General features: G+C 73.0%; 11 protein-coding genes and 2 tRNA genes. 2 read left to right on the top strand and 11 right to left on the bottom strand.

Annotated elements, in window-relative coordinates; all coding sequences use genetic code 11:
* Positions 1–7: 7 nt before the first annotated feature.
* Positions 8–1786: a hypothetical protein gene (locus AW16_RS0110700; protein WP_029290244.1), complete on the bottom strand. Its 1779-nt coding sequence runs from the start codon at positions 1784–1786 to the stop codon at positions 8–10.
* Between the two features lie 140 nt (positions 1787–1926).
* Between AW16_RS0110700 and AW16_RS0110695 the strand changes: the two genes are divergently transcribed.
* Positions 1927–2982 (top strand): adenosine deaminase, encoded by a 1056-nt coding sequence (locus AW16_RS0110695; protein ID WP_034648811.1) that lies wholly within the window; start codon positions 1927–1929, stop codon positions 2980–2982.
* On the opposite strand, the gene AW16_RS0110690 is transcribed toward AW16_RS0110695, so the two are convergent.
* From AW16_RS0110690 to AW16_RS0110675, 4 genes are all read right to left on the bottom strand, one after another.
* Positions 2979–3236: a hypothetical protein gene (locus AW16_RS0110690; RefSeq protein WP_156044140.1), complete on the bottom strand. Its 258-nt coding sequence runs from the start codon at positions 3234–3236 to the stop codon at positions 2979–2981. The genes AW16_RS0110695 and AW16_RS0110690 overlap by 4 nt on opposite strands.
* 102 nt (positions 3237–3338) lie before the next feature.
* The gene (locus AW16_RS0110685) at positions 3339–4412 is read right to left on the bottom strand and encodes a UDP-N-acetylmuramate dehydrogenase (RefSeq protein WP_029290238.1); all 1074 of its coding nucleotides are present in this window, start codon (positions 4410–4412) and stop codon (positions 3339–3341) included.
* A 10-nt stretch (positions 4413–4422) separates the two neighbouring features.
* Complete coding sequence (locus AW16_RS0110680; RefSeq protein ID WP_034648789.1) at positions 4423–5661, bottom strand: MFS transporter; 1239 nt, start codon at positions 5659–5661, stop codon at positions 4423–4425.
* Positions 5661–7109, bottom strand: a complete 1449-nt coding sequence (locus AW16_RS0110675) for an MFS transporter (RefSeq protein WP_231496016.1) — start codon at positions 7107–7109, stop codon at positions 5661–5663. Before AW16_RS0110675 ends, AW16_RS0110680 begins: the two co-directional genes overlap by 1 nt.
* Before the next feature lie 283 nt (positions 7110–7392).
* Here AW16_RS0110675 and AW16_RS0110670 point away from each other — a divergent pair, with 283 nt between their 5' ends.
* Positions 7393–8454 carry a LacI family DNA-binding transcriptional regulator gene (locus AW16_RS0110670; RefSeq protein WP_029290232.1) on the top strand — a complete coding sequence of 354 codons (1062 nt, stop codon included), beginning with the start codon at positions 7393–7395 and terminating at the stop codon, positions 8452–8454.
* A 66-nt stretch (positions 8455–8520) separates the two neighbouring features.
* Here AW16_RS0110670 and AW16_RS0110665 read toward each other — a convergent pair whose 3' ends face one another.
* The 6 genes from AW16_RS0110665 to AW16_RS0110640 form a co-directional block, all read right to left on the bottom strand.
* Positions 8521–8943, bottom strand: a complete 423-nt coding sequence (locus AW16_RS0110665) for a MaoC family dehydratase (RefSeq protein ID WP_029290230.1) — start codon at positions 8941–8943, stop codon at positions 8521–8523.
* Positions 8943–9401 (bottom strand): MaoC family dehydratase N-terminal domain-containing protein, encoded by a 459-nt coding sequence (locus tag AW16_RS0110660; protein WP_029290228.1) that lies wholly within the window; start codon positions 9399–9401, stop codon positions 8943–8945. Before AW16_RS0110660 ends, AW16_RS0110665 begins: the two co-directional genes overlap by 1 nt.
* 170 nt (positions 9402–9571) lie before the next feature.
* A complete protein-coding gene (rpmG, locus tag AW16_RS0110655; RefSeq protein WP_029290226.1) occupies positions 9572–9742 on the bottom strand; it encodes a 50S ribosomal protein L33 in 171 nt (56 codons plus the stop codon).
* A gap of 85 nt (positions 9743–9827) precedes the next feature.
* A tRNA-Met gene (locus tag AW16_RS0110650) sits at positions 9828–9901 on the bottom strand.
* A gap of 51 nt (positions 9902–9952) precedes the next feature.
* A tRNA-Thr gene (locus AW16_RS0110645) sits at positions 9953–10025 on the bottom strand.
* A gap of 130 nt (positions 10026–10155) precedes the next feature.
* Positions 10156–13473 carry a LamG-like jellyroll fold domain-containing protein gene (locus AW16_RS0110640; protein WP_029290225.1) on the bottom strand — a complete coding sequence of 1106 codons (3318 nt, stop codon included), beginning with the start codon at positions 13471–13473 and terminating at the stop codon, positions 10156–10158.
* Positions 13474–13676 lie beyond the last annotated feature (203 nt).

Raw genomic sequence — 13676 nt, 5'->3', positions numbered from 1 at the left:
CCCGCGGTCAGCCCTCGGCGCCCGAGTCGTCGGGGGCCAGGTCGTCCGGGCCGATTCCGAGGTCGTCCGTGCCGTAGTCGTCCGTGCCGTAGTCGTCCGTGCCGTAGTCGTCCGTGCCGTAGTCGCCGGAGCCGGCGTCCACGGCCCAGTCATCGGTGCCGGCGTCATCCGCCCGGCCGTAGCCGTACATCATGGCGTTGCCGAGCATCTCCTGGAGGCTGTCCTCGTCGAGCTCGCCCGACTCCTTGAGCTCGGTGTAGTGCTCCGACACGACGCGGGCCGCGTCGCCGATCGTCGCGAGGACCGACACGCGCCAGCCCCCGTCGCCCTTCACCGCGACGAGCCCAAGGTCGCCGAGCCCCAGCTGCTTGCCGACCTTGGAGTCGTCGAGGCACATCTTCTGCCCGCTGGACGCGTCGGAGGCGCACACGCCCGCGATCGTGACCGACTCGTCGCCCTGCTCGACGACGACGTGCTTCGCGGTCAGCCGCCGCAGGTCGGAGCCGATCTCCTCCGACGTGAACGTCGCGTCCTTCGCGGTGAAGACGTCGTCCGCAGACACGTCCTGCTTCTCGATCGACCGGCCGTAGACGGCGAGGAAACGCCGCTCGGCCGTCGGCAGGACGTCCGCGAGCGGGTCGATGTCCCCCGAGCTCAACGCGGCGAGCGCGTCGACGAACGCCGTGCCGGCCGCCTCGGGCGACGCAGCCGCCTTGCCGTCACCCGTCGGCATCGCGCCACGCCTGCTCGCGTCGGCGCCGATCGCGTACTCCCCGATCGTCATGAGCGGGCTCACGTACCAGCGACCGTGCTCGCGGACGGTCACGACGAAGGCGTGGTCGATGCCGGCGTCGCCCGTCGGCTGCGAGAGGTCGACGCTCCAGGGAAGCTTCGCCTCGAGCTCCGCGACCGCCTGCGTGCGTACCTCGTCGAGCATCGCGTCCGACTCGGTGCTGCTCGCCTTCGACGCCTCGAGGAACGAGTCGACGATCTTCTCGGCGTCGCCGTCGATCGTCAGGCGGCCCCCGACGACCGACACCTTCTCGAGCCCGTCGCCGATGCTCACCGAGGTCGTCCTGAGTCCGGTGAGATCGATGTCGAGCGCGTCGACCACCTTCTTGTACGCATCGGTCGACGACCCGCTCGACGTCGACAGCCCCGAGAACGCGTCGGTGAGCGAGCCGACCTCCGCAGGCGAGAGCGAGCCGTACGCTGCCACCAGGTCCTTGTCCGCGACGCCGTGCAGCATCTGCTCGGCCGCGCCCGCCGGGGTCGACGAGCCGTCGAGCTTCTGGAAGACGAGCAGCCACGCCGCGAGCGCCGCTCCCCCGACGACGACCACGGCTGCGGCTGCGACGCCGATCCACAGCCCGCGACGGCGACGCCGCTCGACCGGGGGCTGCACCCACGTCTCCTCGACCTGCTCCTGCACGGGCGCGAGCGAGCGCAGCGCGGCGAGCGCGGCGTCCGCACCCGACGACGTCGCGGTGGTCGGGGCGCCCTGCGGAGCGGGCGTCCACGACCCCGTCCGGGGCTGCTCCTGCGGAGACCACGAGGACGCCTGGGCGGGCGCCGCCGGACGCGTCGGATGCGTCGGACCGTCGGCCCGGGCCGCGAGCGCGGCATCGACCCGCGGGTCCCCGAGGGATCCGAGCCAGGCCAGCAGCGCCGGCTCCGCGGCCGGGTTCGCGGCGACGATCGCGCGCAGCTCGGGCCGGTGCGTCGCGATGCGAGCGAGCTCGTGCGCGGGCGCCTGCGGGTGGGCGGCGGTCGTCGCGTCGTCCATCGGTTCCTCCTGTGTGCCCCCTGTGCCGCGGTCTGCGGCGCGGCCAGGCTAGACGGCGACGACGACCGCGCGGGCCAGCCGTCCGGGTGACGTCGTGGCGGCGAGCGGGTGAGATGCGTGCGCGGTGGCACACTGGCGCGGTGCGTGACCTGGACCAACTGCCCAAAGCGCACCTGCACCTGCACTTCACGGGGTCGATGCGGGTGCAGACGCTCGCCGACCTGGCGGCGGCGCACGGCATCCGGCTCCCGTCCGCGCTGCTCGACGACGACCCGCTGCACGTCCCCGCCGACGAGCGTGGCTGGTTCCGGTTCCAGCGCCTCTACGACGCTGCGCGCGCATGCGTGCGCAGCGAGCACGACATGCGCCGGATCGTCACCGAGGCGGCGCTCGACGACGCCGCCGAGGGTTCGGGGCGGCTCGAGATCCAGGTGGACCCGACGTCGTACGCACCGTTCGTCGGCGGCATCACGCCGGCCCTCGAGATCGTGCTCGACGCGGCCCGGACCGCGGGTGAGCACGCGGGCATCGAGGTCGGGGTGATCGTCGCGGCGTCGCGCATGCGCCACCCGCTCGAGGCGCGCACGCTCGCGCGGCTCGCCGCGCGGCACGCGGGCGACGGGCCGGGGCAGGTCGTCGGCTTCGGGCTGTCCAACGACGAGCGCCGGGGTGACACGGGCGAGTTCGCACCGGCCTTCGCGATCGCGCGGCGCGCCGGCCTGGCGTCGGTGCCGCACGGCGGGGAGCTGCTCGGCCCGTCGCACGTCGACGCGGTGCTCGACCACCTCGAGCCGGACCGCCTCGGCCACGGCGTGCGCAGCGCCGAGGACCCGCGGGTGCTCGAGCGCGTCGTCGACGGCGGCGTCGCGCTCGAGGTGTGCCCGGCGTCGAACGTGTCGCTCGGGGTCTACGGCTCGGCGCGCGAGGTCCCGCTGCGCACGCTCACCGAGGCAGGGGCGCTCGTCGCGCTCGGGGCCGACGACCCCCTGCTGTTCCGCTCGCGCCTGACCGACCAGTACCGGCTCGCGCGCGAGCAGCTGGGCTTCTCCGACGACGAGCTGGCGCGGCTGGCCCGCTCGTCGGTGCTGGCGTCGCGCGCGTCGGCGACGACCAAGGCGCGCCTGACCGCTGCGGTCGACGACTGGCTGACCCGCCCCGACGTGGCCGAGCCTGCGGACGCCGAGCGCTCCGGCTAGAACGGGCCCGAGGTCGGCTGCGCTTCGGGCTGCGGGAGCGTGCGCGCGGGCTCGAGGCGCTGCAGCACGAGCGACACCCCGACCAGCACGATCCCGAGGATCGTGGCGGACTGGAGCACGTCGGTCACGAAGATCATGAGACGCAGGCCCGACGTATCGAAGACCCGGCCGGCGGCGAGCGTGTAGCCGACGATCCCGACGGCAACGAGCACGACGCCCGTCCAGAACGTCGCGGCGGGGGTGGGACGAGGCATCGACATCGGTGCTCCTCGACGCAGGGCGTGCGGTGGTTCCGCGCGCGGTCGTTCGCAACCTAGCGGAGCTCGTCCTGGCGCGGAGCCGGTTCGGGGGACGAGCTACACCGAGACGCCGACCAGCACGGGTTCCGGCTCGAGCTCGATGCCCGACGACGCGAGCACCCCGTCGCGCACCTCGCGTGCGAGCGCGACGACGTCCGCGGCGGTCGCTCCCCCGCGGTTGGTGAGCGCGAGGGTGTGCTTGGTCGACACGGTCGCGGGCCCCGCGCCGTACCCGCGGCCGAAGCCCGCCTGCTCGATCAGCCATGCGGCGCTCGTCTTGACCAGGCCGTCCGCCGCCGGCCAGCGCGGCGCCCCCTCGGGCACCTGGGCCTCGGGCACCACGGGGTTGGTGAAGAACGAGCCGGCGCTCGACGTGTCGGGGTCCGACGGGTCGAGCACCATGCCCTTGCGGCCGCGCAGCTCGAGCACCGCGGCCCGCACGTCGAGCAGCGGTGCACGCTCGCCGACCTCGACGCCGAGGGTCCGCGCCAGCTCCGGGTAGGCGATCTGCGCCGAGAGCGCGCCCTGGCGGAGCTGGAGCGTGACGTCGAGGACGACGTACCGCGGCGTCGGGTGCCAGGGGGCGCGCTCGTCGTCGACCGACGCCCGCATCGACCGCTTGAGCAGCGACGTGCGGTAGCCGAAGCGCAGGTCGACGAGCGGCAGCGTGCGCACGCGCGCGCGCTCGCGGTCCCAGACCCGGACGGTCGCGATGCTCTGCGCGACCTCCTGGCCGTAGGCGCCGACGTTCTGGACGGGCGTCGCGCCCGTCGAGCCAGGGATGCCCGAGAGCGCCTCGATGCCGTACAGGCGGTGGCTCGTCGCCTCGGCCACCACGTCGTCCCACGGCGTGCCGGCCGGGATCGTGTACGTCACGCCGGCGCACGCGGAGTGGTCCGGCACCTCGATCCCGGTGCGCACGTCCCGCACGACGAGGCCGTCGAAGCCCTCGTCGGCGACGAGCAGGTTGGACCCGCCCCCGACGACGAGCAGCGGCGTCCCCTCGTCGTCGGCCGTGCGCACGGCGTCGACCAGCTCGGCCTCGGTGCTCGTCTCGACGTACCGGGCCGCGGGACCGCCCACGCGCAGGGTGGTCAGGTCCGCAAGGGCAGGTGCCGTCGTCACGTCCACGCGACCCAGGTTAGTTCGCGACGTCCACCGGGGCGGACTCGGGGTCGTCGGCGGTCGTCGCCCGCAGCGGTGCCGCGGCGTTCGTGACCAGGAGCCCGAGCACGATCGGCACCGCTACCGCGAGCAGCGCCTCCCGGTAGCCGACGTGGTGCGCGAGCAGGCCGAGCAGCGGCGGACCCGCCAGGAACGCGCTGTAGCCGATGGTCGACACGACGCTGACCCGTGCGGCGGCGCGCACCGGGTCGTCGGACGCGGCGCTCATCCCGACCGGGAAGCCGAGCGCGGCACCCGCACCCCACAGGACGACGCCCAGGACGGCGACGACGAGGTTGTCGACGAGACCGAACACGAGCAGCCCGGTGAGCGCGAGCGCGCTGCACAGACGCAGCACGACGACGCGTCCGTACCGGTCGAGCAGCCACGTGCCGAACCAGCGCATGGTCGTCATCGCGCCGACGAACACCGCGAACGCCATGGCGCCCACGGCGTCCTGCGCGTCGAACCCGTCGACGACCGCGAGGCTCACCCAGTCGTTCGCGGACCCCTCGGTGAGCGCCGCGGCGAGCACCACGAGGCCGACGAGCAGCGTGCGCGGCTCGAGCCACGCGGCGAGGGCGCGACGGGCTCCCGTGGGCGCGACCGTCGTCTCGTCGGTCGTCGTGACGTGCTCGTCGGACGACGGCAGGAACGCACGCACGGCCACGAGCACGCAGACCGACGACACCGCGACCGCGACGGGCAGGTGGATCCACACCGGCACGCCGAGGCCCGCGACGACCGCCGCGACCCCGGCGGCAGCGAACGTCCCGAAGGAGAAGCTCGCGTGGTACCTCGGCATCACGGTCCGCCCGAGCTGCTGCTCGACCGCTGCGCCCTCGATGTTCATCGCGGCGTCCCACACGCCGGTGCCGACGCCGAACACCACGAGCCCCAGCGCGGTCACGACGATCACGTCGGTGCCGATGCCTGCCGACGCCAGCACGAGCCCGGCGGCGTTGACGAGCGCGAAGCCGCCCACGGTCCGCCGCGCGCCGAGTCGCTCGACGACCATGCCGGCGATGGGCAGCGCGACGAGCGAGCCGACCGCGATGACGAGCAGGAGCGCACCCATCTGCGCCTGCGAGAAGTGGAGCCCGTCGCGCACGGCCGGGAGCCGCGACGCCCAGGACGCGAAGTTGAACCCGTTGAGGAAGAAGACCGCGAACACCGCGAGGGAGGCGCGCTGCACCGGCGTGCGGGGCGCGGGCATCAGGCGGCCCTCGACGGCTCGGGGGTGCCCGTGGCGGCTCCCGCCGCGACCAACCCGCTCGCGAGGAGCACGTCGTCGACGAGCATCGGCCCGCGCGCCAACGCGTCGAGGTCGGTGCTGGCGTCCTGCACGTCCTGCGCGTCCTGCACGTCCTGCACGTCCTGCACGTCCCCACGGTCCCCCGCGGGCGCGCCAGACGCGACCTGCGGAGCGACCTGCGGAGCGACCTGGCGTGCCAGGCTCACGCTCGCGACCATCGCGACCACGATCAGGGTCAGCGCGTGCCGCGCCCCGGTGTGCTCCGCGGCGAGTCCGAGCAGCGGGGGTGCGGCGATCGACGCCACCGACGCGAACGACGAGACGACCGCGACCCGGCCGGCGGCACGCAGCGGGTCGTCGGACGCCGCGGCGATCCCGACCGGGAACGCGAGCGCCGCGCCGAAGCCCCACAGCGCGACGCCGACGCCGGCCAACGCGAACGTCGGGGCGAAGCCGAACAGCAGGAGGCCGGCGATCGCGACGAGACCCGACGAGCGCAGCACGGCCACACGTCCGAACCGGTCGACCAGCCGCGTGCCGAGCAACCGGACGGCCGTCATCGCGGCGACGAACACGCCGAGCACGACGCCCCCCGTCGACTCCGGCCGGTCGAAGCCGTCGACGACCGCGAGGGAGAGCCAGTCGTTGGCGGACCCCTCCGAGAGCGCGGCGGCCATGATGACGACCCCGATGAGAAGCGTGCGCGGCTCGCGCCACGCGTCGAGTGCCGAGCCGAGCCGCCGGGCTCGCGGTGCGCCGGGCACCCGCTCGCGTCGGGCCGACCCGAGCTCGCCTGCGCCCGGCGGCAGCACCACGCCGCGCAGCGACGCGAGGCGCCACACGACCGCGACCGCGGCGACGAGCGTGAACTGCAGCGGCACGGACACGCCCTGGTGCGACGCAGCCGCACCCAGCCCCGAGCCGACGACGGCACCGATCGAGAACGCCGCGTGGAACTGCGGGATGACGGTGCGACCCATTGCCCGCTCGATGCGTGCCGACTCGACGTTGAGCGGCACGTTGCCGAGCGCCACGGCGACGCCGTTGAGGAAGACGCCGACCGAGAGCACGAGAACCGAGCCGACCCCCGGGCCGACGCCCATGAGCACGTAGCCGACGGCGAGCACGGCGGTCGACGCCACCAGCGAGGCACGGCTGCCGAAGCGCTGCACCACGATGCCCGCCGCGAGCACGGTGGCGAGCGCGCCCACGGAGCCGACGAGGAGCACGCCGCCGAGCTCGGCGGTCGAGAGCCCGAGCTCGCTGCGCACGGTCGGGATGCGTGCGAGCCAGCTCGAGAACGTGATGCCCGCGAGCGCGAACAGCCCGAGGAGCAGGCGGCGGGCGCGTGCGACGTCGTCGGCCGGTGCTGGCGCGGGGATGGGCCCGGTGCGGGCGGGGACGGGCACGAGGGTCTCCGGGTGCGGACGAGGCGGACGGGACGAGATGGCGGTGAGCCGGGCATGCGCTCGATCGAATCGATTCGATCGATTGCCGAGCGGGTCTGTCGAATCGATTTGAGGAACGTCGACATTCTGCGGGTACGCTGGCCGCGGCGTCAACACGACCGCGCCGCGCCTCGCGGCCCGTGCGGACTCCGAACGACGACCCGCGCAGCACCACCCACGCACCCCACGCTCGCACGGGCGGCGTCCTCCCGGTCGCCACCCGTCGGCCCCGCCGGAGGTCCACCTGTCCGCCCACCGCCCGACCCTCGCCGATGTCGCGGCCGCCGCACAGGTGTCCGTGTCGACCGCGTCGCTCGCCTTCTCCGGCGCCGGCCCGATCGCGGCGGCCACGCGCGAGCGCGTGCTCGAGTCGGCGCGCGAGCTGGGCTACGCGGGTCCCAACCCGCTCGGCCGCCAGCTGCGCCGCGGGCGCTCGGGCATCGTCGGCGTCGTCATCGGCGACGCGCTCGCACGCGCGTTCCGTGACCCCGTCTCGACGCAGGTGCTCGACGGCCTCGTCGGCCACCTCGGCCCGCTCGACCTCGGCGTGCTCCTGGTCCCCGGCTCGGCCGCGCCCGACGCGCCGGCCGTCGACCCGCTGCTGGAGTCCGCCGCGATGGACGTCGCCGTGGTGATGTGGGGCGGCAACGACGACGACCCCGTGCTCTCGACGTTGCAGCGCCGTGGCATCCCGACCGTCGTGGTCGAGGGACGCAAGCTGCCCGGCGTGTGCGTGGTCGGCATCGACGACCGCACCGGCATGGCCGCGACGACGCAGCACCTGCTCGACCTGGGCCACACCCGCATCGCGACCGTGACGCTCCCGATGGACCGAGACCGGCACGAGGGACCGGTCGACGAGGCACGGCTCGAGCGACCGATGTGGGAGATCACGCGGCGACGGCTCGACGGCGTCCTCGACACCGGCGTGCGGCCCGTCGTCGTCTACGAGACGCCCGCGTCGCTCGTCGAGCACGGCGCCTCCGCCGGCCGGGCCCTGCTCGGCGAGCCGGACCGGCCCACGGCCGTCGTGTGCCAGTCCGACCTGCTCGCCTCGGGCGTCGTCCTCGCGGCGCGCGAGCTGGGGCTGCGGGTCCCGCAGGACGTGTCCGTCGCCGGCTTCGACGGGATCGAGCTGCCGTGGCTCGCACCCGACGAGCTCACGACCGTCGTGCAGCCGCTCACCGACAAGGGTGCGACGCTCGGTCGCATCGTCGAGGAGCTGCTCGCCGGCGAGGAGGTCGCCGACCACGAGATGCCCGTGAGCCTGCGCGTCGGCACGACGACGGGGCCGCCGCCCGCCTGACGTCCCGCGAAGGGCCTCGGCCCGGACCCAGCCGGCCGACTCCGCCGGTCGACCCAGCCGGTCGACTCAGGCGAGCCGCACGACCGCCTGCGCCTTGCCCAGCACGCGCGCTCCTTCGACGGTCACCGTCAGGTCGACCCGCGCGGTCCCCGCCTCGGCGTCCAGCGCCCCGACGACGCCCACGACCTCGACGACCGCCTCGCCCGGGTCCGGCACGGGGACCGGCCGCGTGAACCGCACCTGGTAGTCGACGACGGCGCCCGGGTCACCCGCCCAGTCGGCCACCGGCCCGGCTGCGGCACCCATGGTCCACATGCCGTGCGCGATGACGCCGGGCAGCCCGACCGACGACGCGACGCGGTCGTTCCAGTGGATCGGGTTGAAGTCCCCCGACGCGCCGGCGTAGCGCACGAGGCGCGCCCGGTCGACGACGACCTGCGCGCGCGCGACCTCCTGGCCGACCGTGAGGTCGGCGAGCTGCGGGGCCATCAGGACTCCTCCGTCGTCTCGGGGCGGACCGCGAGCGTCGAGACGACCGTCGCGACGGCCTCGCCGTCCTCGGCCGCGATCTCCGCGCGCGTGGTGATCATCGCGAGCCCGGCGCGCTCGACGATCTGGTCGACGTGCAGGACCGTGACGAGCCGGTCCCCCGCGTGGATCGGCCGGTGGTACGTGAACCGCTCGTCTGCGTGCACGACGCGGCTGAAGTCGATTCCGGCCGCGGGGTCCTCGAAGAGCTGCGACTCGGCGCGCTGCGCGACCACGACCGCGAACGTCGGCGGCGCGATCACGGCGGGGTACCCGAGCGCGCGGGCCGCATCCGCGTCCGTGTGCGCCGCGTGGGTCGCGCCGACGGCCGCGGCGAACTCGGCGATCTTCACGGCTCCGACCTCATACACGGAGTTCGGCGGGTACTCACGTCCCGCGTAGCTGGTGTCGACCGGCATCGTCGCTCCCTCGTCGTCCGTGTGGTCGTGCGTGCTCGTCGTCCGATCCTGCCCTACCCCGGCGCACCGTCGCGTGCCGGTCCACAGGACGACGAAGCGCGCCTCCCGGCGTGTGCCGGTGGCGCGCTTCGTGTGCTGTGCGGCTGGACCGCCTCCTGACGGAGACAGGTTCAGCGGGTCTCGCGGTGCAGCGTGTGGCGGTTGTCCCGCGGGCAGAACTTCTTCATCTCGAGCCGGTCGGGGTCGTTCCGACGGTTCTTCTTCGTGATGTAGTTCCGCTCCTTGCACTCCGTGCATGCGAGCGTGATCTTCGGACGGACGTCCGAGCTCTTGCTGGCCATGGCCCTTGCCACCTCTCGCGCCCACGGCGCTGCATTCGTCTTCGTGGAGCGCCGGCCGACGCGCCACCCTTCGTTTCTTCGGCGGTAGCGGGAGCGGGACTCGAACCCGCGACACCACGATTATGAGCCGTGTGCTCTAACCACCTGAGCTACCCCGCCAAGTGAGCGGCCCGTCCCGCGCCTGACGACGCGGGACCGGACACACCACAGAGCCCCGAAAGGGAATCGAACCCTTGACCTTCTCCTTACCATGGAGACGCTCTGCCGACTGAGCTATCGGGGCAGCGCGGACCAGAGTACAAGACGTGAGCGCCGACGGCGAAATCCGCTCCGCCGCCGGCGCCCACGCCCCGCACCACACCACCTGCCGCGGCCCGGCTAGCGCCCCCGGAGCCGCAGGATCACGCGGATCCTCACTTCGCCAGCTTCGCCACGTCGGCCGCGCTCAGCGCACGGTCGAACACGTGGACCTCGTCGACCGCACCCTGCAGGAAGTCGACGTCGTTGCCGTCCCACTGCCCGCGACCGATCGTCACGGTCCCGGTCGTGGCGTACGTCGTCGAGCTCTTGGCGGTCGCCTCGAGCTTGCCGTCGACGTAGACCGACAGGGTCCCTGCGTCGGCGTCGCGCACACCCACGAGGTGGTACCAGCGACCGGTCTGGACGCTGACGTCCGCCGCGATCGCACGCGGTCCCTCGGGGAAGCTGAACGCGAAGCCCTGCTGGGCGTTGTTCTTCCCGCTGTACTGCAGGAAGAACGGGCTGCGGCCGCCGAGCCCGTCGGTCGCCACCGCGGTCGAGTACGCGTCCGGCAGCGCGTCCATGCGCACCCATGCCGAGACGGAGTAGCTCTGGGTGGTGTCGAGCTTCGGCACCGACGCCGTGGCCTGGGCCTTCTTGCCGTCCAGGCCGAGCGCCTTGCCGTGCTTCCCGGCGACGAGCTCAGCACCCCCGACGAGGGTCGCCGCGCCGGCCCGGCCGCTCGAGTCGGGGCTCGTGACCCCGCTCGTCTGGTCGAACGACCACGCGCCGACGCCCACGACGCCGCCCCGACCCTTCGCCGCCGGCTCGCCCGCACCGGCCGCGATGACCTTCAGGTTCGCCGCCCGGACAGCCGCGCGGTCCATCTTGAGGACCCGGCGGTCGTAGGTCCAGAACCCGTTGACCTCGCCCTCGACGTCGGTGATCTGCGTGTACACCGAGCCCGAGACGCGGTCACGTGCGAGCCCGACGAGCTGCGCCGTGTTCCCGACGTACGCCTTGGTGAGCGCCGACGAGCTCGAGACCTCGCCGTACGGGTTCACCGAGCCGCCCGGCCAGACGTGGCCGAGGACCGACAGCGAGAACCCGCCGTGCTCGCCGTCCATCGCAGCACGCGTCGCGTCCGGCGTCGGGGCGGCGGGGCCCGTGTACATGTGCCAGTCGATCATGTCGCCGGCCTTCGGGTCGCCGTGCGAGTTGCAGCAGTTCATGCCGCTGTGCGCGTTGACGAGCCTCGTCGGGTCCTGCGCCTTGACGTCCTTCGCGACACGCGTCGTGTCGGCCAGGTTCCACTCGCCCCAGCCCTCGTTGAACGGGATCCAGCCGATGATCGACGTCGCCGAGACGTGCTGCGCGATCATCGTGTGCAGCTCCTTCTCCCACTCGGCACGCTGCGCGGCGTCGTTGTTGCTGCCGCTCGGCATGTCCTGCCACACGAGCATCCCGATCTGGTCCGCGTGGTAGTACCAGCGCTGCGGCTCGACCTTGATGTGCTTGCGGATGGTGTTGAAGCCGAGGGACTTGGTCTGCTGGATGTCCCACGCGAGCGCCTCGTCGGTGGGCGCCGTGTAGACGCCGTCCGGCCAGAAGCCCTGGTCCAGGGTCGAGAGCAGGAACGTGCGCTTGCCGTTGAGCAGCACGCGGTTGACGCCGTCGACCTCCTTGACCTCGATCGAGCGGATGCCCACGTAGGACCCGACGACGTCGTTGCTCTTGCCGTCCTTGAGCTGCACCTTGAGCGTGTAGAGGTACGGGTCGTCCGGGGTCCACCGGTGCGCGTTCGCCACCTTGAGGGAGAGCACCTCGTTGGGCGAGCCGCTCGTCGTCGCGACCTTCTTCCCCTTGGCGTCGTACGCGGTGACGAACGCCGTGGCGCTCGACGACGCCTCGGCGGAGACCGCCGTGACCTCGATGCGGTCACCCGAGTCCGAGAGCTTCGGCGTGAGCGTCAGCGAGTCGACGTGCGCGGCGTCCACGGGCTCCAGCCACACCGTCTGCCAGATGCCCGACGACGGCGTGTAGAAGATGCCGCTGGGGTTGGCGGACTGCTTGCCCTTGGGCTGGTCGCCCGTGGTGTCGGTGACGCGCACGACGAGGTCGTTGGTGCCGTTGCGCACCGCGGACGTGATGTCGGCGCTGAACGCGTCGTAGCCGCCCGTGTGCTCGGCGACGACCTTGCCGTTGACGTACACGGTGGTCTGGTAGTCCACGGCGCCGAAGTTGAGCTCGAGGTGCTGCTGGTTCTTCTTCGTGCCCACGTCCCACGTCGCCGGCACCGTGAACGAGCGGTGGTACGCGAAGTGGTCCTCGTGCCGCTCGATGCCCGACAGCTGCGACTCGATCGGGTACGGCACGACGACGTCCTCGGCATCCGACCACGACGTCGGCACCGCGGCGTCCGCGGAGTCGAGCGCCTCGAAGTCCCACACGCCGTTGAGGTTGGTCCACTCGTCGCGCGTGAGCTGCGGGCGGGGGTACTCGGGCAGCGGGGCGTCCTTGTCGACGTCCTTCGAGAACTTCGTCGTGAGCACGTACGTCGAGGCGTTGTCCGCGCCCACGTTGAACTCCGGCACCGCGGTCCCGCCCGCGGTGAGCGAGCCTGCACCGTCGTAGACCACGCGCACGACCGAGCCCGTGAGCACCGCGGCGCCGAGCGTGATCGTGAGCTTCTTCCCCGAGGCCGCGACGGTCGAGACGGGGTAGTCGGTCCCGTCGACCGAGACACGCACGTGGTCGGCCGCGGAGTCGGCACCCGCCACGGCCGCGGGGAAGGTCAGCGTGACCTTCTTGCCGCTCGCCTGCACCTGCGCCGCGACGTCGTACGGCGTGAAGTCGGCGGGCGGCGTGAACGCCTCCTGCGGCACGGCCGTCTTGGCGATGCCCGCGTCCGTCGAGGCCCAGCGCAGGTGGACGTTCGCGCCTCCGGTCGCCTGGAACTGGTCGAACTCGAACGGCACCGCCTGGCCCGCCTCGAGGTGGACCGCGTGCGTCGCGGTCTGCTCGACGTCCCACTGGTTGACCCAGAAGTCGATGAGCCGGTGGTCGTCGTCCTTGCCGCCCACCCAGAGACGGAAGCCGTTGTCGCCGATCGCCGAGAACGTGTAGTCGCCCGTCTTGGGCGCGGTGACCGTGCCCGTCCAGCGGACGCCGACGTTCTCCGCGCGGCCCGTCGCGGCGCGGTACACCGGGAGCATGTCGGCGACGTCGACGTCGGGGTCCAGCTGGGAGCTGACGAGGTTCGCGTCCTCGAGCGCGAAGGTGCTGGTGTTGCTGATGGTGAAGTAGTCGCCGCGCAGCCCGGTGCGGTCCGCTGCGGCGGTGGCCGTGGCCGTCGTGGCCGTCGTCGTGCCGGTGGCCCGTGGAGCCGCCTGGGCGCCCGCGGGCACGAGCGCCCCTGCGGTCGCCAGCGCCAGGGCTCCGACGAGGACGGCGCCGAGCCGCCCCTGCCGTGCCCGAGTCCTGTGGTGCATCGTCCTGACCTCTCGTCGTTGAGTGGGTGCTTCTCGCCGCGTCCCGGGGCCGACCCGTGGTTCATCGGGGTGTCGGTGGTTCGTCGGGTTCGCGGTGAGTGCTCCCGATTGTGACCAGGATCGATCGCAAAGGCAACAGTTTCGGACAAAGAGCGATCAGATTCGCAGCGGTTCGGCCCGAACCGAACATCGAGCAACCCGTG

It is taken from the genome of Cellulomonas sp. HZM (genome assembly GCF_000708885.1).
GTDB lineage: Bacteria > Actinomycetota > Actinomycetes > Actinomycetales > Cellulomonadaceae > Cellulomonas.
The sequence above is the reverse complement of the archived record's forward strand: the minus strand, read 5'-3'. Positions and strand labels throughout refer to the sequence as shown.